The sequence below is a fragment of the Stenotrophomonas sp. C9D9 genome (genome assembly GCF_056491205.1).
Window position 1 is genome coordinate 431,979 of the sequence record NZ_JBSZIF010000004.1, and the last position, 16,567, is coordinate 448,545.

The following is a 16,567-nucleotide window of genomic DNA, read 5'->3' on the forward strand; positions in this document are numbered from 1 at the left end:
CTTACTCGTCAAAAGAACGGATGGAATCGGAAACAACCCGTGCGCCGTGCTGTTGGATCAGCACCTGCACTTCCGGGTCGTCCATGAAAACAGCCTCTGCCACCTGCTGCCGCTCGCCACGCTGGCGGTCGGCCCGCTGATGCAGGGTCTCGGCCGGAACGTGCTCGGTTTCCACGGTCTCGACCACGATCTTCGGCGCCTGGCCGAGGGCCTTCTGCAGCATCTCGCCCAGGGCAGCCAGCGCGCGCTCCGAGCGCAGGTATTCAAATCCGGGCGAAAGGCCCAGTTTCAAGGTCCCGTGCTGGCAGCTGATGAACGCGGCATTGGCGGCCAGTTGCCGCGAGGGGCCGCTCAGGCCGCTGTTGGCGACCAGATCCAGCCAGTCTTCGGCAGTGGCCAGCTCGCTGACACCTTCCTGCGGCGCGGCAGCACGCGCCGGGGCCAGTTCAGCATGTTCGGCCGGCGCAATGGCAATGCCTTCGGCGCGGAACGGGCGCTCGGGCGGCGCAGGCTCGCTGGGAGCCGCGACGGGAGCCGGCGGTTCGTGCCAGGGCGCGACCATGGCGGCGTCCGGGCCGGACATCTCGGCCGCCAACGCCTCGTCACGCGCCTCGGCTTCGTCAGTGGCCCACGGCGGCAGGTCGTCGCTTGCCTCTGCAGTGACGGCAGGCGCCGGCGTCTCTGCCGCGGCCTTCACTGGCGGCGGCGACACGGGCTCTTCCACCGGAACCGGCTTGGGCTCAGGCGTCGGATCCGGTTCCGGTTGCGGGGCCGGCTCGGGTTCGGGTTCAGGTTCTCGCGGCGCAGCCTGCACCGGCGCGGCGACCTGCGCCGCCACGGCCGGGCTGGCCGAAGCGGCGGCAGCGGCCGGCGTCGTGTCGTGGCTACCGGTACCGGCGCCACCACCGCCAGCGTTGCCGCCCGGCGCGCCGCCCACCGCACCGTCGACGGCCTTCGGCACCGGCGGTACCGCTGCGGCCGGACGGAACGCCAGCATGCGCAGCACCGCCATTTCAAAGCCGGCGCGCGGGCTCGGTGCCAGCGGCAGGTCGCGGCGGCCATTCAGGGCCATCTGGTACCAGAGCTGCACCACTTCCGGGCGCAGGCGCTCGGCGAATGCCGCGACATCCAGGCCTTCCGCGGCGGCGGCGCCCGGCACCAGTTGCTGCACCTGGATGCGGTGCAGCCCTTCGGCCAGCGCTTCCAGCACACCACTCCAGTCCGGCGAGAACTCAGCCAGCGCGGCCACCACCTGCAGCAGGCGCGGGCCATCGCCCTCGGCCAGCGCATCCAGCATCGCCGCCACCTGGGTGCGGTCCACGGTACCCAGCATGGTGCGCACCACGTCCTCGCGCAGCGCGCCGCCGGCATAGGCGATCGCCTGGTCCAGCAGCGACAGGCCATCGCGCAGGCTGCCATCGGCGGCCTTGGCCAGCTGCACGATGGCGCTGCCGTCGGCCTCGATCTCTTCCGCCGCCAGGATGCGGGTCATCTGGCCCTGGATCTGGTCTTCATCCAGGCGCTTGAGGTTGAACTGCAGGCAGCGGCTGAGCACGGTGACCGGCAGCTTCTGCGGATCGGTGGTGGCCAGCAGGAACTTCACATGTTCCGGCGGTTCTTCCAGCGTCTTCAGCAGCGCGTTGAACGCCGCCTTGGACAGCATGTGCACTTCGTCGATCAGGTAGACCTTGTACTTGCCGCGCGAGGGCATGTACTGCGCGTTCTCGATCACCTCGCGCACGTCATCCACGCCGGTGTTGGACGCGGCGTCGATTTCCAGCAGGTCGATGTAGCGGCCGGCGTCGATGTCCAGGCAGGCCGCGCACTGGCCGCACGGATCGGCGCTGGTGCCCTGCTCGCAGTTCAGCGACTTGGCGAAGATGCGCGCGATGGTGGTCTTGCCCACGCCGCGGGTGCCGGTGAACAGGAACGCGTGGTGGACCCGGCCGCTGTCCAGCGCATTGCTGAGCGCACGGACCACGTGTTCCTGGCCCACCAGCTCGGCGAAACGCTTCGGACGCCACTTGCGGGCAAGGACGAGATAGGACATCAGGCCACCGTTTTCCATCGGATGTTCCATTGTGCCATGCCTGTCCAGCCCCCTCGCCAACAATGCCCCTGGATGCGACCCGGAACTGGGTGCTTGTGTCCGGCCGCGCCGCCCGCTAGAATCTGCGCCCCTGCTGAGGCGTTTGCCGATGGCAGGGATCCGGAGAGGTGTCCGAGTGGTTGAAGGAGCACGCCTGGAAAGTGTGTAAGCGTCTAAACCGCGCTTCGGGGGTTCGAATCCCCCTCTCTCCGCCAGATAACTGAAAAAGGCTGCCTTCGGGCAGCCTTTTTCAGTTATCTGGCTGGGGACGCGAAGTGCGCTGTGTGCGCTTCGCCCCAAACGTTGCTGCGCAACGTTTGGGCCCCTCCCCTTGCCGGCCTCTCTCCGCCCCTGTCGGGGCAGCCCCTCAACAGAGGGGCTTGCTGCTCCAGATCCATCGATGGATCTCCGCCATGCAGGGACGTCAGACCCATCAGTAGATTCACGCCATGCGTGGATTCCCGGCCGACCGCCCCGCTTCCACGTTCGACGGCCATCCAACACAGGATCTGCCCTACGTCGCGACACCCCGCCCTTCCTGTCCACGCCCTGACCACTGGCCGTGCCATGGCGATGCAACGACACGCTGGCACTCACTGCCTGTTGCTATGCTCGGGCCACAGGGGATTGATGCCCGCCAACGGGCCGGATGAGGAACATCAACATGCGGTATTTCATGACGAAGCTAGTGATCACCTCCGCCTTGCTGATCGGCAGCGGCACCGCAGTCGCACAAGGCGGCGGCGCGGCGCAGTTCGGGGCATTGGGCGGCACGCATGCAGGCAACGCCCTGGCGTGTGGTGCAACCCCGGAACAGGCGGCCAAGCTGCGCGCGAGCCACAAGGCGCAGGCAAAAACCGTATTCGGCTCAGAAGCGGGCTTCGACCAGGCCTATGACGCGGCCGAAGCGCAGACGCAGAAGAAGATCACCGATGCCTGGAAGAAGGGCCAATACAAGCCCACCAACGAAGTCTGCAACGAATTGATGAAGCAGGTGCGTTCATGATGCAGAAGCACGGATCGACGATGTCCGCAGTTCGCGCGAGCCTGTTGGCCGCCAGCCTGGTGCTGGCACTGGGCGCCTGCAAGCGCGCTGGCGAAGCGCCCGCAGAGGGTGGCGCTTCCCCGGCCGCACCTTCCGGCGCCGCAGCCGAACCATCACCGCAGGCTGCCTCGGCCGGGGGTGGAAGCCAGAAGGCCGCAGCCTTCAATGTTGCCGAGCTGCCCGTATCGCAGGCAACGATCGGCAGCTTCCCCTATCTCGGTCTGCCGCAGGGCTACACCAGCCAGGACGTCGTGGACAGCGAATTCGATCGCGTACCGTTCTGGACCGGAGATCGCGTGGAATGGATTGAAGGCAAGGTTCATTCGTCGGTACTGCAGAGCAGCAGCGATCACCCGTATTCGCAGCTGGAACTCAGCCGCAATGTGCAGAGCCTGGTCGAGGCCCTGGGTGGCAAGCGTATTTTCTCCGGCACCATTCCCGCCGATGCATCGCGTGACATCGGCAACAGCAAGGCCGCCACCACCTATGTCGGCGGCATCGGCGACATCTACAACGAACCCGCAGAAACCTATGTCATCCATCGCGAAGATCGCGATATCTGGATTCACCTGGGCTCGGGTGGAAACTCCGGTGGCCTGCTCGTCGCAGAGACAAAGCCGGTGCAGATCACGGCCAAGGTCATTGAAGCGGACACCCTGAAACAGGCACTGGACAGCAGTGGAAAGGTGTCCATCCAGGTGAACTTCGCAACCGACGCCGCCGAGATCCTGCCCGATTCGGAACCACAGATCGCACAGGTCACCCAGCTGTTGAAGGCCGACCCGCAGCTTCGTCTTTCCGTGGAAGGACACACCGACAACAGCGGCAGCCAATCGCACAACCAGACGCTCTCGCAGGCGCGTGCGGAGTCGGTACGCACACGTCTTGTCGGCAGCGGAGTCGCCGCTGATCGCTTGACGGCCAAAGGCTACGGCCAGAGCCAACCGGTCGCCGACAATTCAACCGAAGAAGGGCGTCGTGCCAATCGTCGCGTGGAGCTGGTCAAGCGCTGATATCACGACGACATTACTGCGCTGAAGCGATACGAAAAAAGCACATGCCCTGCATGTGCTTTTTTCTTTTTCGCGCTGCACGACCATCCGTTTCATCGCGAATCCAGCAAAGTAAATGCATTCGAATCCATCGTTCGATTTGACTACGAACAAGGCTCTCCACAAGTCACCGGGCGCGCCAGAATTCCGACATGTCCGGCCACCCGCGTGACATAAATGTGTCAGTTGAATGTTAATTTCTTTGACGAAAATGGGCGCATCTAGCTCAAAATTGACGCGTTTATGTGCAGACAATTGTTAATTTGCAATACGCATCACATTTTCAAATATTTCATTGCATATCGGAAAAACCTGACTTGTATCGTCAATTTTCTGTCGATAGGCTTGGCCCCGTTCTCGAACGAGCGACAAATTTTCGACGAACCAGGGTGTGAGCTTCCTGTCTTTACCTCGCCCTGCCATTAATCAGGATCCCCCAGCGGACACGCCGAATATCCCGCACATCCGGGAGGATTCCTGCCATCAAGGAGGAAATACATGGAACGCAGCCGTCGTCACATCCGTTTTTCCCGTAAGCAGGCCGGTCAGGGCATGACCGAGTACATCATCATCACCGCGCTGATCGCCATCGCCGCGATCGGAGCCGTCACCTTCTTCGGAGGCACGGTTCGCAGCCAGGTGGCAGGCATGTCGAAAGAACTGTCCGGCCAGAGCGCAACGCAGTCGATCAACCGCGCCAAGAACCAGGCAAACAGCGCCCAGCAGGAAGCTGACAAGACCAAGGGCATGGACGCGTACAAGAACAAGTAATACCCCAGCCCTGGCGGCATGAAGCCGCCAGGGCCCTCCCAGCATAATCTCCCTGCGCGCACCGCACGCGGCGCGCGACGGGCAGCCATGGCCTCCGGCCCAGGAATTCGTTATGCGCAGCGCATTGGCTTTGGCACGAAGCCGTGCGGCCCGGGGCGTTTCCAGCCACCGAACGGTCGCCGGCCAAGCAATGGTTCTCGGGCTGGCACTCATTCTGGTTCTGTGCATCGGGATTGTCCTGCTGTTCAACACGGGGCAGGTGGTGAACAAGAAGGTGGAGCTGGTCAATGCGGCCGACGCCGCCGCCTACAGCGTTGCGATCCAGCAGGCACGTGCACTGAACTACGCGGCCTACATGAACCGTGCCCGCGTTGCCAACGAAGTGGCCGTGGCGCAGACGATCAGCCTCTATTCGTGGCTGAACCAGATGCACACCACGTCGATCGTCATCCGCACCACGCTGGATGTGCTCTCCGCCATTCCCTACATCGGCGTGGTGTTCAAGGCACTGGCAACCGCCTTCAAGGTCGCCGAACGCATCCTCAAGGCCACCCGCCAGGCGTTCCAGCCTGTCGCGCAGGCGGCCATCATCGCCATCGACAAGCTCAACATGATGTTCGCTGCCTCGGTGCAGCTCGTCATCGAAGGCGTATCACGGCTGGACAGCTACACCATCGCCAAGGATGTGCTGCAGCGGAACTCACCGCAGGCACAGCTGGGCACCATTGGAACCGCGGTGCTCGGCACGCAACTGGCCACGGCCGAGAACCGGCTGCTGCAGCGCTACAGCATTCCCCGCACCGCCAACGGTGGCTCGGCCACGCAGCGCCAGGGTGCCGACCGCTTCCGCAATGTGGTGATGCAGTCGCGTGATGGCTTCAGCAAGAGCCGCAGCGATGATTTCCTCGGCTTCCTGGTGCAGTCCGGCGGCACCGACATGGTCGACTACAACCGATGGGCGGCGCTGGACACCATGGCCGTCGAGCTTCCGCTGCCATGGCCGCTTCCCGATATCGACATTCCGGTCGGCTGGGGCGGTGCGCAGGCCGTGGAAAGCTATCGCAACCAGCGCTTCCTCAATGGCTTCGGCAACGGCAACGGCTGGTACTCGGACTGGGACCGCCGCCGCTACCGCCCGTATGGCGAAGCGGTGCGCCGCAATCGTGGCGCGGCGTGGATTGTCGACCGCAGCCAGGATGCCAACGTGCGCTTCGCCAACGGCCAGCATCGCAAGGCCTTCTTCACCGGCTACAACGGCCTGCGCGACTATCACGACGTCAAGGCCGGGCAGGCACTGCAGCCCTACGCCGAGAATGATCGTGACCGCGACAAGGTCGGCCCGGTCTTCACCATCTATGCCGAGACCGCCGGCACCAGCGCGCGCACCACGTCAGGCGCCGGCATCGGCGCCCCGGCCGGCTCGCAGATGGAACTGCCGGACAAGATGGCCAACAACAAGATCGCGGCGCTCTCCTCCGCGCAGGTGTTCTTCGACCGTCCGGTGCAGCTGCGCATGTTCAGCCGCGATGACCGCAAGCGTGAAACCGGAAACCTGTTCAGTCCTTACTGGCAGGCACGACTGGTCAAGACCGATGCCACCACCAAGGCTGCCCTGGCGGCAGCCGGAGCCCTGATGCCATGACGTTTGCTGTATTCAATCGCCTGCACCTGTCGATCGCCACACTGCTGATCAGCGGCTGTGGCAGCGCGGCGGACAACGGCGAGCCGGCCGCTGCCAGGAACATGCCCGGCATCCATCTTGACCAGATCGCCGAGACCCTGGTGGATGGCCGCAATGCGGCACGCACCAGCTACCAGCAAGCACTGAGCGACTGCCAGGCGGCCGGGCTGCCGACCCGCGCACTGGATGACGCCGATGTCGCCCGCCTGGGGACCGTCCGTTACGAAGCCTGGCTTTCCAGCAAAGAAGAAGTGTTCCGTACCCGCGAGTGGCGCCTGCTCAACGATGGCCCGGCGACCAGTTGCCAGTTCCGCCTGGAGACCACCGGCCTGCAGGAGACCCAGAGCGCCTCCGGCGTGGAGCAGGTCGACCTGGCAACCGGAGAGCGCAGCCAGACACCTGCCGACAGCGACGGGCTCACCCGCTTTGCCGCCGAAGCCGACGAAGGCAGCGCCTCGCCGGGCTTCCAGCGCGCGGGCAACCGCAGAGTCGCTGGCCAGCCGTGCAACGCGTGGAAGGACGAGAACGGACGGTTCAGCCAGTGCGTGTGGTCGGCCGGTGCCAGCTGGGGCTTCACTCCCGGTGCGCTGAACGACTACCGGCCAAGCCGCTACGCCATTGTCCTGGAACAGGAACCCCTGGACGGCAATGGCACCCGCCTGACCACGCAGCGCATGACGGTGGGCCAACCCTTTGAACGCGGCGACCTCGAGGTACCGCGCGAACCGTCCTCCCAACGATGACCTGCTGAGGTAGCCATGGACAGGGAACGCCCATTCCGCGGCGCGCGTCGCCAGCGCGGCCAGAGTCTCACCGAAGTCGCCGTGCTCTGCGCCGTGCTGGTGCCGATCTTCCTGCTGATCCCGATCCTCGCCAAGTACATCCACGCCCGCCAGGCCACCCAGCAGGCCGCGCGCGCGATCGCCTGGGAAGCCACCGTATCACCGGACTACAAACTGCCGGCCAGCGGCCGCCAGCGCGATCTCGCCGTCGACCGCTACTTCGGGCGCGCCAACGACCCCATCGTCAGCCAGGCGCAGACCGGCGCACGCGATGCAGCCGTCGGCGATGTTCTGATGAACACCTTCTCCAACCAGCCGCTGGTACGGCGCGGTGACCTCGCCCTGGTCTCCTACACCAGCACGTCGGCAGGCGGCATGATGAAGAAGATCGGTGACGTGACCTCGATGTTCGGTTCGTTCCCGCCCAACCGCAACGGCCTGACCCAGGCCCAGCTGCGGTTGGATGTGCAGGATCTGAAAAGTGCCAATGGCAGTGCTGCGGCCTACCTGGAACCCTTCGATTCGCTGGGCCTGAAGCTGCAGGCCACCCATGTGGTGCTGGCCGACCCCTGGAATGCCGCCGGTTCCGGGCTCAAGGTCAACTCGTCACGCTCGGTGATCGCGCAGGTCAAGCCGTTGGTGCCGTCCCAGCACATGGCGGGCATCGCCAAGGCGTTTGACGGCCTCTCCGGCATCCCGATGATCGGGACGCTGAGCAGGCTTGATCCCGGTTACATCGCACCCGACGTGGTGCCTGTCGACAAGTTGCCTGCCTATGCGCCGTCGCGTTGACCTCCTGGCGGCACTGGCCGCGCTGCTGTTCGCCTGGCCTGCGCTGGCCGCGTCCTGGCCCGACATTCCCGAGCCCGAGGGTGCGCAGAGCGAGTGGGTGGCCAAGGACATGCTCTACAACGGCCTGCCCATGCGCATCTCGCGCTTCACGTCCACATTGCCGGTGTCGTCCATCGTCAGCTACTACAACCGCGAATGGCCTGGGCAGACCGTGATCAACGAGGTCGGCGGCAAGACCGTGATCGGCCATGCACACGGCGAGTACTACGTGACCATCGAGGTATCGGCCAAGGGCAGTGGCAGCCAGTCACAGATCGGCATTACACGCCTGCTCAAGCGCAAGCCCGATGCGGCGGCCGGCGCCGATTTCCCGAAACCGTCCGGCACCCAGGTGATCAATGACATCTCCTACCTGGATACGCCCGGGCGCAGCCTGTCCATGGAAAGCACGCTGTCTCCCTTCCAGACCGATGCCTTCTACGCCAGCCGCCTTCCCGCGGATGGCTGGAGCCGCAGTTCCGGCCCTGCCGGGTGTTCGATGATCGCGCTGCAGTGCGTTGTCCGCTACAGCAAGGGCAACCAGGAAATGACCATGACCTTCAACCGGCACGAGCAGGGAACCTCGATTGTCGTCAACCAGTCGCAGCACTGAGACCACCGCCATGAGAAAACGCATTCCACCGTCCCTACGCCGCCAGCGCGGGGCCGCATTGATCGAGTACGCCGTGGTCGCTTCCGTCGGTGTCCTGGTCCTGGTCGCCGAGCCGAACATCGTGCTCGAGCTGATCGATTCACTGCGCAAGGCGTACCAGGGGTTCACCTACATGCTGTCGATGGGAGTCGTATGAAGGCGCTCCCGCTGAAAGCCAACCGCAACGTCGTCTTCATCATCATCGCCCTCGCCCTTGGCCTGTTCGCGGCCCTGGTCGCCGTGCGCTACGTGCAGAAGGCGGTGAACGAACGTGCCGCACCGCCGGTGGAAATGGTGCCGGTGGCCGTGCCCAAGACCGACATGGAACCGGGCAGCATCGTCACCGTTGCCGACCTTGCAGTGCGCGAAGTCCCCGCCGACCTGCCGCCTGCCGATGCGATCACGCCGGACAATGTGTCCGAGTACAGCGGCCGCATGCTGCGCGCGCCGATCCGCGAAGGTGCACCGCTGGGTGCCAGTGCACTGGTACCGCTGTACGACCAGTTCTCACGCGTGATCGCCAAGGGCAACGTGGGCTATACCCTTCAGGTGGACGAGACGAACTCGATCTCCGGCATGATCGCCCCCGGGGATCACGTCGACATCCTGCTGACCGTCGAGCAGGAACAAACCGGTGCCCGGGTGCTGCCGCTGCTTGAGGACATCAACGTACTGGCAACCGGCAACCGCGTCGGTGAAACGCCGGCCTCGGAAGACCAGCAGGGCTATTCGAACATCACTCTGGAACTGACACCGGCGCAGGCGCAGCGACTCACGGTCGCTGCCAAGGCGGGTTCGATGCGGGTGATGCTTCGCCAGGTGGAGGATCGTGGTGCGTTCGGCCTCAGTGGCATGACGCAGAGGGAACTGCTCGGCAACGGCACGCAGGGTCGTGCTGGCGTGCAATTCATCATTGGGGGCAAAGGGTCGACGAATGCGCAGCAATAATGGAATCCGCAGCCTCATCGCCGCCACCGCGGCCATCGCTGTTGCCACCGCACCACTGCTGGCCGTGGCACAGACCACTGGCACCCAGCTGACCCCGGTGCCGATTACGGTCGCACCGCGCCCCGCCGTCCAGGCACAGCCGCAGGCAAGCACCAACCATGCACCGGTACCGGGCGGGCAGAGCGCCTTCCCGGCGCCGGTTGCCGATCCCGCCTATCGCACCAGCGCATCGGCCATGCCTGCGGTGCCGCTGCCCACCCGCGCCCGGATCTATGCCGGCCAGGCTGCGGTCTACACGCTGCCCAGCGGGCTCAAGCGCGTGGCCGTCGGTAGTGGCGAGATGCTCGAAGTCACCAACGTCGGCCCACGCGACCTGATCATGATGGGCATGAAGGCCGGCTCCACCACGGTTCACCTGTGGCTGCAGAACGGCAAGCAGTTGCAGGTGCAGGTGGACATCTCCGAGAACGATGCGGTCAGCCTGGCCGAAACCATCCGCACCCTGCTGGCCGATGTGGAAAAGATAAACGTGCATGCCGTCGCCGACCGCGTGGTCATCACCGGCCAGGACATCAATCCGGGGATCGGCAGCCGCATCGATGCGATCCAGAAGATCTACCCGACGGTGTTGAACTTCACTACCGCCGACCCGGTGGGCATGCGCCCGATGGTGCAGATGGACGTGAAGATCATGGAGTTCGACACCAATGCGCTGGAAGAACTCGGCATCCAGTGGGACAACGTGATCCGCGGCCCGGTGGCCGGCATCGTCAAGGATTTCACCAACAACAACTACTACCGCATCAACCCCGAACAGAGCCCGGCCAACGGCGTGCTATTGCCGAACAAGCTGCAGGGAACCCAGGCCTTCTTTGGCATCGCCACGCAGATCGGCTCGGCGATCAACCTGATGATGAACAAGGGCAAGGCGTTCCTGCTGGCCTCGCCTCAACTCAGTGCGCGCAGTGGCGGGCAGGCGAAGTTCCTGGCTGGCGGCGAAGTGCCGATCCCGGTTCCGCAGGGCTTTGGCCAGGTCACCGTCGACTACAAGGAATACGGCATCAAGCTCGACATCGAGCCACTGGTCAACTTCAACGAGGACATCTCCACCCGCATCCTGGCCGAGGTCAGCCGTGTCGATCCGACGGTGACCGTGCAGGGCGTTCCGGGCTTCACCACCCGCCGCACCGAGTCGGAAATCAACGTCCACGCCGGGGAAACCATCGTCATTTCCGGACTGATCGACTCCAGCGCGCAGCAGGATGCCAAGCGCCTGCCGCTGCTGGGCGATATCCCGATCCTGGGAAAGCTGTTCCGCTCCGATGGCTTCCGTGGCAACCGTACCGAGCTGGTGATGTTCGTTACTCCGCGCGTGGTGACGCCGGGCTCACAGGAAAACCTCGATGGCCTGGAGCGTGCGCGACAGATCCAGGAGCGCGGCCAGCAGGCCATGCCTCGCCGGAACAAAGATTTCGTGCAGTAACCGGAGCCGTCGCATGTTCAACATCCTCATCGACACACCCAATCGCGACCAGCGACGTGTCCGCTGCCTGCACCGTGAATGCGGGATCGGCCGTGGCGATGGCAACCTGGTGGTGCTGCAGGGTTGGAGCATCGCCCAACGCCATGCGGCGCTGAAGCGCGAGGACCAGGGCATCTTCATCGAGAGCCTGGGAGGCCGCTCGCCGGTACTGGTGAATGGCGAACAGGTCAAAGGCAGCCGTGGCCCACTCACCAGCCGTGACCGCGTGCAGATCGGCGACTACCTGCTGCAGGTGGTGGACGACGACCCTCCAGCCGAACCCACCGCCGATGCCGGCAGCTTCAATGCGGGCGCGGCCAACGATGCGCCGGTGGACTCCACGCCTGCACCGACGCCCGCGCCGGCGCAGCCATCCAGCGAACGCCAGTTGGCACGACCGGAGCAGCTGCCGCCGGACATGGCCGTCTATCGTGCAAAGCTGCATGCCTCGCTGGTCAAGCAGATGGACCTGCGCCGGCTCGATGTGCGCAGCATGGATGATGAGTCACTGCGCAACGCCACCATCAAGCTGATCGATGAAGTGATGCAACGGGAGTTCTCCGAGCTGCCCAAGACGATCAACCCGCGCAGGCTGGCCAAGGAAGTGCTCGATGAGGCCATCGGCCTGGGCCCGCTGGAAGACCTGATCGACGATGCGACGGTGACGGAAATCATGGTCAACGCGCACGACCAGATCTTCATTGAACGTGCCGGCAGGATCGAGCGGTCCCCCATTGTTTTCACCAGTGACCGCGCGGTGTTGTCGGCCATCGAACGCATCGTGACGCCCCTCGGTCGTCGCATCGACGAAAGCTCGCCGATGGTCGACGCGCGGCTGAAGGATGGCTCCCGCGTCAACGCCATCATTCCGCCGGTGGCGCTGCGCGGCCCGAGCATCAGCATCCGAAAGTTCGCCAAGCGCAAGCTGGAAGGAAAGGACCTGCTCACGTTCGGCTCGCTCAGCCAGCCGATGCTGGAATTCCTGATCGTTGCGGTGCGCGAACGGCGCAACATCGTCGTTACCGGCGGCACCGGCTCCGGCAAGACCACCCTGCTCAACATCCTTTCCAACTTCATTCCCGATACCGATCGCATCGTCACCATCGAGGACGCGGCCGAACTGAAGCTCGTCCAGCCCAACCTGGTCGCCCTGGAAGCGCGTCCTCCCAACATGGAAGGCAAGGGCCACATTTCCATCCGCGACCTGGTGCGCAACGCGCTGCGCATGCGCCCGGACCGCATCGTGGTCGGCGAGTGCCGCGGCGGCGAAGCACTGGACATGCTGCAGGCCATGAACACCGGCCACGAAGGATCGCTGACCACCGCCCATGCCAACAATCCACGCGAGGCGCTGTCGCGCCTGGAAGTGATGGTCATGATGTCCGGCATGGAACTGCCGATGACGGTGGTGCGCGAGCAGATCTCGTCGGCGGTGGACCTGATCGTGCACCAGAAGCGCTTCCCCTGCGGTTCGCGCAAGGTCAGCCACATCACCGAACTGACCGGCATGGAAAGCGGAACCATCCAGCTGCAGGATGTGTTCCTGTTCAAGGCACGTTCCAGTGCTGGACGCGATGGCAAGGTGGTGGGCGAATTCGTCGCGACCGGTGCAGTGCCGGAGTTCTATGAAGAGCTTGCCGAGCGCGGCGTCGCGGTCGACCTGGACATCTTCCGCACCGGGGGACGGCGGAATGAGTGACATCCTGCTGATCGCCCTGCTGTGTTTTGCCTGCGTGACAGGCTCGGTACTGCTGCTGGCGCGTGCCAGCTCCGGCTTCATGGACCGCTACCGCGCCAACTTCATGGACCAGGCGCGGGTCAATCTGGCCGACATGTTCCTGTTCGTCGACCCGCGCGTGCTGTTCAGGACCAATGTCCTGATGCTGCTGGCGATCCCCGTGCTGCTGTGGATCATCACCGGTGGCAACCTGCTGCTGCCGATCCTGGCCCTGATCCTGCTGGCCGTAGCGCCCCGCAAGATCTACCTGTGGCTGAAGCAGCGCCGCCTCGACCAGATCCAGCAGCAGTTGCCTGATGGCCTGCTGATGCTGGCCGGCAGCCTCAAGGCCGGCGTCGGCTTCAATCCTGCGCTGGAAGCACTGGCCCATGATGGCCTGCCTCCGCTGGCCCAGGAGCTGGCACTGGTGCTGCGCGAGCAGCACATGGGCGTGCGCACGGAGGAGGCGCTGGACAACTTCGCCGCCCGCGTACCCATCGCCGACGTGAAGCTGTTCGTGGCCGCCGTCAGCATTTCGCGCGAGGTCGGTGGCAATCTCGCCGAAAGCCTGTCCACGCTCGCCGAAACGCTGCGGCGCAAGCTCATCATGGAAGGCAAGGTCAAGGCACTCACCGCGCAGGGGCGCCTGCAGGGCATCGTCATGGCAATGCTCCCGGCCGGTCTTGTCGGCTTCCTCGTGCTGTTCTATCCGGAAACGATGAATCCCATGTTCCATACCTTCATCGGCTGGTGCGTCATGGGCCTGATCGGGGTACTGGAATACCTCGGCTACCGCATGTGCCGCAAAATCATGACGATCGATATATGAACGCCCTGCTCATCCTGGTCGCACTGCTTGCCGCTGCCGCTGTTGGGCTGCTTGCATTCGCGCTGCGCGGACTGGTGCAGTCGGTCGAGGTGGACCAGCGCAACTACCAGGATCCGCTGCCACTGCTGCTGCGCATCCTGTGGCCCTTGATCACGGTCGCTACGCGCCTGGCCGGGCCGCGCCTGTCCTCGGCGCAGCTGGAGCGCGCGCACCGCAGCCTGCAGTCGGCCGGCCAGGACTTCGTGCTGTCACCGGAAGAACTGTATGGCGCACGCATCGTTTCCGCCGCCGTGGCCAGTACCTTCCTGCTGCTCACCATCATCCTGCTGGGCCGGTTCGGAGTCGGCTCCGTGCTGATGGCCCTGGCATTCGGCGCACCGTTCGGCTGGATGTATCCCACGCTGTGGCTGGGCGAACGGCGGAAAGCGCGCTCCAAGCACGTGATCCGCGACCTGCCCATCTTCCTCGACTTCATCACCATGGCCGTCGAAGCGGGCCTGAACATCACCGGTGCGATCGAGCAGTCCGTCGACAAGGGGCCGCCCGGACCGCTGTCACAGGAGTTCTCGCGCATGCTGCGTGACCTGCGCGCGGGCCTTCCGCGCGCCGAAGCACTGCGACGCATGTCCGATCGCGCCGACATCTCCCAGTTGACCAGCTTCACCAGCGCCTTGATCCAGGCCGACCGGGTGGGTGCCAGCCTCAGCGACACGCTGCGCTCGCAGGCCATGCAGCGCCGCGAAGAGCGCTTCCTTCGTGCCGAGAAGCTGGCCCTGGAAGCACCGGTGAAGATGATGCTACCGCTGGTGCTGTTCTTCTTCCCCCTGATCTTCGTCGTCCTGGCCTACTTCATCTTCCTGCAGATGAAGCAGCAGGGAATCCTGTGAGGCTCCGTACATGAGAACCGGCGCCCTGATCCGCGACCACCAGCAACTGCTCAGCTGCGTCTGGCACGCCGATCGCTGGCACCAGCGGCTGCGCGGCCTGCTGTTGCGCGCGCCACTCCAGCCCGGGCAGGGCCTGCTGATAACCCCCTGCTCGAGCGTGCACACGCTGGCGATGGGGTATCCGCTCGACCTGTTGTTCCTGGACCGCGATCAGCGCGCTGTTGGCTGGCGCGAGGCCGTGCGCCCCTGGCGCGGCGCCTGGTGTCGCGGCGCCTACTCCACCCTGGAAATGCCGGCGGACAGCCTCAGGCATATCGCTCCAGTGCTGGGCGAAACGTTCCAATGGTGCCCTTCTCCGCCTTCGGCACCGCCATCCACGAGGGCGTTGCAATGAAGCACATCCGCACATCCATCGGCCGTCAGCGTGGCCAGTCGCTGCTTGAATTCTGCATCGTGGTTCCGGCCTTCATCTTCCTCGTCCTGGTCATCTTCCAGTTCGTCCTGATCTATCGCGCAAAGTCGCTGCTGGATTTCGCAACGCTGCAGGCCGCACGTGCCGGCGCGGTCAGTGGCGTCAGTCATTCAGAGATGCGCAGCGCACTGGAAATGGCAATGGCTCCGTTGTACGCAACCTCGCCGGACGCCGCCGGTGCCGTCGCCGCCCGCGCCAAGGTCGCCCTGCTGTGGAAGAACCCGTTGCTGTCGCCGAAGATCGAGGTCATCTCGCCCAGCCGCGCGGCGTACAACGAATTCCGCGAGCGCCAGTTCGATGGGCGCTATGCATTGCCGAACGACAACCTTGCCTTCCGCGATGCGCGCGTCGGCAGCAGCCGTGTCAGCGTGCAGGACGCCAACATCCTCAAGATCAAGGTCACCTATCCGATGCCCCTGATCGTTCCCTTTGCCGACCGGGTGATCGCCGGCCTTTCAGATCTGGTCAGCGAAGGCGACAGTTTCCGCCCGGCCTCGATGCTGATCGAGGACCCGATCACCGGCCATCGCCGCATGCCGATCGAGTCCTATGCGATCGTCCGCATGCAGAGCCCCGTACATGACAGCAACAACCTGGCGCGCTGACATGCGGGTGCTGCTGGCCAGCCTGCTGATGGCAGCAACCTGGGCCGTCGCCGCGCAATCCACGGACGATGCCGAAAGCGAACCTCCACAGGCACGACTGCTCGCGCGCGCCTATGGCCTGGGCCCGCTCGGTCCCAATGCGCCTGGCGGTGAAGTAGAGGTCGAGATCCGCTTGCGCGGGCCGGCCATCCGCATCGACTTCCGCGGCAGCAATGCGCCTGATGCATGGCTGACCACCCAGGGCCAGCGCGGCCGGGCATGGTTGGTAAGCGAACGTGGCAACTACACGCTGCCGGTCGCCGACGCCAGTGGTCCCTACTGGTACGATCCCGCCGCACCATGCCAGACGATCGGCGGGCGCTGCTCACCCGCACCCGGCGAGTTCATCCTGGGCCGTCTCGCTGCCGGCTGGCGCTATGACAACGCGCATGGCCCTGATGGCACCACCTCCGGCACATTGTGGATCGATACCCGCACCGGCCTGCTGCTGGGCTACCGCGGACGCACCGGCAACCAGCGTACCGAGCGCGGCCTGCGGGTTACCGAGGTCACTTTCGATGAGGTGCCTTCGAGCCTGTTCGACCCGCCCGCCGGGTTGCGCCGACGCACTCAGGATGCGGCGAACTGAGCGGCCTGCGCGACGCGGCGGCACCGTCGCGCCGCAACAAGTAGATCCACGCAGCG

17 protein-coding genes and 1 tRNA gene are annotated in these 16,567 nt (G+C 64.9%); 17 read left to right on the plus strand and 1 reads right to left on the minus strand.

Features of this window, described 5'->3' with window-relative positions:
* Position 1: 1 nt before the first annotated feature.
* On the minus strand, positions 2-2,068 hold the full coding sequence (dnaX, locus tag ACXI0D_RS07445; protein ID WP_119007223.1) for a DNA polymerase III subunit gamma/tau: 2,067 nt from the start codon (positions 2,066-2,068) through the stop codon (positions 2-4).
* 143 nt (positions 2,069-2,211) lie between these two features.
* Between dnaX and ACXI0D_RS07450 the strand changes: the two genes are divergently transcribed.
* The 17 genes from ACXI0D_RS07450 (at position 2,212) to ACXI0D_RS07530 (ending at position 16,511) form a co-directional block, all read left to right on the plus strand.
* A tRNA-Ser gene (locus ACXI0D_RS07450) sits at positions 2,212-2,304 on the plus strand.
* 449 nt (positions 2,305-2,753) lie between these two features.
* A complete protein-coding gene (locus ACXI0D_RS07455) occupies positions 2,754-3,095 on the plus strand; it encodes a hypothetical protein (protein ID WP_158297980.1) in 342 nt (113 codons plus the stop codon).
* Between the two features lie 20 nt (positions 3,096-3,115).
* A complete protein-coding gene (locus ACXI0D_RS07460; protein WP_479642456.1) occupies positions 3,116-4,147 on the plus strand; it encodes an OmpA family protein in 1,032 nt (343 codons plus the stop codon).
* Between the two features lie 537 nt (positions 4,148-4,684).
* Entirely contained in the window at positions 4,685-4,957 is a 273-nt protein-coding gene (locus tag ACXI0D_RS07465; RefSeq protein WP_014036176.1) for a hypothetical protein, read from the plus strand.
* 190 nt (positions 4,958-5,147) lie between these two features.
* Positions 5,148-6,599 carry a pilus assembly protein TadG-related protein gene (locus ACXI0D_RS07470; RefSeq protein ID WP_119007225.1) on the plus strand — a complete coding sequence of 484 codons (1,452 nt, stop codon included), beginning with the start codon at positions 5,148-5,150 and terminating at the stop codon, positions 6,597-6,599.
* On the plus strand, positions 6,596-7,381 hold the full coding sequence (locus ACXI0D_RS07475; RefSeq protein WP_119007226.1) for a hypothetical protein: 786 nt from the start codon (positions 6,596-6,598) through the stop codon (positions 7,379-7,381). The genes ACXI0D_RS07470 and ACXI0D_RS07475 overlap by 4 nt, the downstream gene beginning before the upstream one ends.
* A 15-nt stretch (positions 7,382-7,396) precedes the next feature.
* Complete coding sequence (locus ACXI0D_RS07480) at positions 7,397-8,212, plus strand: TadE/TadG family type IV pilus assembly protein (RefSeq protein WP_014036173.1); 816 nt, start codon at positions 7,397-7,399, stop codon at positions 8,210-8,212.
* Positions 8,196-8,864, plus strand: coding sequence for a hypothetical protein (locus ACXI0D_RS07485; protein ID WP_119007227.1), 669 nt, complete (start codon positions 8,196-8,198; stop codon positions 8,862-8,864). Before ACXI0D_RS07480 ends, ACXI0D_RS07485 begins: the two co-directional genes overlap by 17 nt.
* Before the next feature lie 10 nt (positions 8,865-8,874).
* The gene (locus tag ACXI0D_RS07490) at positions 8,875-9,060 is read left to right on the plus strand and encodes a hypothetical protein (protein WP_014646171.1); all 186 of its coding nucleotides are present in this window, start codon (positions 8,875-8,877) and stop codon (positions 9,058-9,060) included.
* A complete protein-coding gene (cpaB, locus tag ACXI0D_RS07495; RefSeq protein ID WP_014036170.1) occupies positions 9,057-9,851 on the plus strand; it encodes a Flp pilus assembly protein CpaB in 795 nt (264 codons plus the stop codon). The genes ACXI0D_RS07490 and cpaB overlap by 4 nt, the downstream gene beginning before the upstream one ends.
* A complete protein-coding gene (locus ACXI0D_RS07500; protein ID WP_049446648.1) occupies positions 9,838-11,334 on the plus strand; it encodes a type II and III secretion system protein family protein in 1,497 nt (498 codons plus the stop codon). The genes cpaB and ACXI0D_RS07500 overlap by 14 nt, the downstream gene beginning before the upstream one ends.
* Before the next feature lie 13 nt (positions 11,335-11,347).
* Positions 11,348-13,072: a TadA family conjugal transfer-associated ATPase gene (locus ACXI0D_RS07505; protein ID WP_080347544.1), complete on the plus strand. Its 1,725-nt coding sequence runs from the start codon at positions 11,348-11,350 to the stop codon at positions 13,070-13,072.
* Positions 13,065-13,919: a type II secretion system F family protein gene (locus ACXI0D_RS07510; RefSeq protein WP_119007230.1), complete on the plus strand. Its 855-nt coding sequence runs from the start codon at positions 13,065-13,067 to the stop codon at positions 13,917-13,919. Before ACXI0D_RS07505 ends, ACXI0D_RS07510 begins: the two co-directional genes overlap by 8 nt.
* On the plus strand, positions 13,916-14,806 hold the full coding sequence (locus tag ACXI0D_RS07515) for a type II secretion system F family protein (RefSeq protein WP_014036166.1): 891 nt from the start codon (positions 13,916-13,918) through the stop codon (positions 14,804-14,806). Before ACXI0D_RS07510 ends, ACXI0D_RS07515 begins: the two co-directional genes overlap by 4 nt.
* 10 nt (positions 14,807-14,816) lie before the next feature.
* The gene (locus tag ACXI0D_RS07520) at positions 14,817-15,200 is read left to right on the plus strand and encodes a DUF192 domain-containing protein (protein WP_479642457.1); all 384 of its coding nucleotides are present in this window, start codon (positions 14,817-14,819) and stop codon (positions 15,198-15,200) included.
* Positions 15,197-15,883 carry a TadE/TadG family type IV pilus assembly protein gene (locus ACXI0D_RS07525; protein ID WP_182474426.1) on the plus strand — a complete coding sequence of 229 codons (687 nt, stop codon included), beginning with the start codon at positions 15,197-15,199 and terminating at the stop codon, positions 15,881-15,883. Before ACXI0D_RS07520 ends, ACXI0D_RS07525 begins: the two co-directional genes overlap by 4 nt.
* Position 15,884: 1 nt before the next feature.
* On the plus strand, positions 15,885-16,511 hold the full coding sequence (locus tag ACXI0D_RS07530) for a hypothetical protein (protein WP_119007233.1): 627 nt from the start codon (positions 15,885-15,887) through the stop codon (positions 16,509-16,511).
* The last annotated feature ends 56 nt before the right edge of the window (positions 16,512-16,567 follow it).

Bases quoted from the DNA above. Each gene is read 5' to 3' on its own strand.
- ACXI0D_RS07525 (WP_182474426.1), top strand. From the start codon at position 15,197: ATGAAGCACATCCGCACATCCATCGGCCGTCAGCGTGGCCAGTCGCTG.
- ACXI0D_RS07505 (WP_080347544.1), top strand. From the start codon at position 11,348: ATGTTCAACATCCTCATCGACACACCCAATCGCGACCAGCGACGTGTC.
- dnaX (WP_119007223.1), bottom strand. From the start codon at position 2,068: ATGGAAAACGGTGGCCTGATGTCCTATCTCGTCCTTGCCCGCAAGTGG.
- ACXI0D_RS07455 (WP_158297980.1), top strand. From the start codon at position 2,754: ATGCGGTATTTCATGACGAAGCTAGTGATCACCTCCGCCTTGCTGATC.
- ACXI0D_RS07485 (WP_119007227.1), top strand. From the start codon at position 8,196: ATGCGCCGTCGCGTTGACCTCCTGGCGGCACTGGCCGCGCTGCTGTTC.
- ACXI0D_RS07475 (WP_119007226.1), top strand. From the start codon at position 6,596: ATGACGTTTGCTGTATTCAATCGCCTGCACCTGTCGATCGCCACACTG.
- ACXI0D_RS07490 (WP_014646171.1), top strand. From the start codon at position 8,875: ATGAGAAAACGCATTCCACCGTCCCTACGCCGCCAGCGCGGGGCCGCA.
- ACXI0D_RS07460 (WP_479642456.1), top strand. From the start codon at position 3,116: ATGTCCGCAGTTCGCGCGAGCCTGTTGGCCGCCAGCCTGGTGCTGGCA.
- ACXI0D_RS07520 (WP_479642457.1), top strand. From the start codon at position 14,817: ATGAGAACCGGCGCCCTGATCCGCGACCACCAGCAACTGCTCAGCTGC.
- ACXI0D_RS07530 (WP_119007233.1), top strand. From the start codon at position 15,885: ATGCGGGTGCTGCTGGCCAGCCTGCTGATGGCAGCAACCTGGGCCGTC.
- cpaB (WP_014036170.1), top strand. From the start codon at position 9,057: ATGAAGGCGCTCCCGCTGAAAGCCAACCGCAACGTCGTCTTCATCATC.
- ACXI0D_RS07500 (WP_049446648.1), top strand. From the start codon at position 9,838: ATGCGCAGCAATAATGGAATCCGCAGCCTCATCGCCGCCACCGCGGCC.
- ACXI0D_RS07510 (WP_119007230.1), top strand. From the start codon at position 13,065: ATGAGTGACATCCTGCTGATCGCCCTGCTGTGTTTTGCCTGCGTGACA.
- ACXI0D_RS07515 (WP_014036166.1), top strand. From the start codon at position 13,916: ATGAACGCCCTGCTCATCCTGGTCGCACTGCTTGCCGCTGCCGCTGTT.
- ACXI0D_RS07480 (WP_014036173.1), top strand. From the start codon at position 7,397: ATGGACAGGGAACGCCCATTCCGCGGCGCGCGTCGCCAGCGCGGCCAG.
- ACXI0D_RS07465 (WP_014036176.1), top strand. From the start codon at position 4,685: ATGGAACGCAGCCGTCGTCACATCCGTTTTTCCCGTAAGCAGGCCGGT.
- ACXI0D_RS07470 (WP_119007225.1), top strand. From the start codon at position 5,148: ATGGTTCTCGGGCTGGCACTCATTCTGGTTCTGTGCATCGGGATTGTC.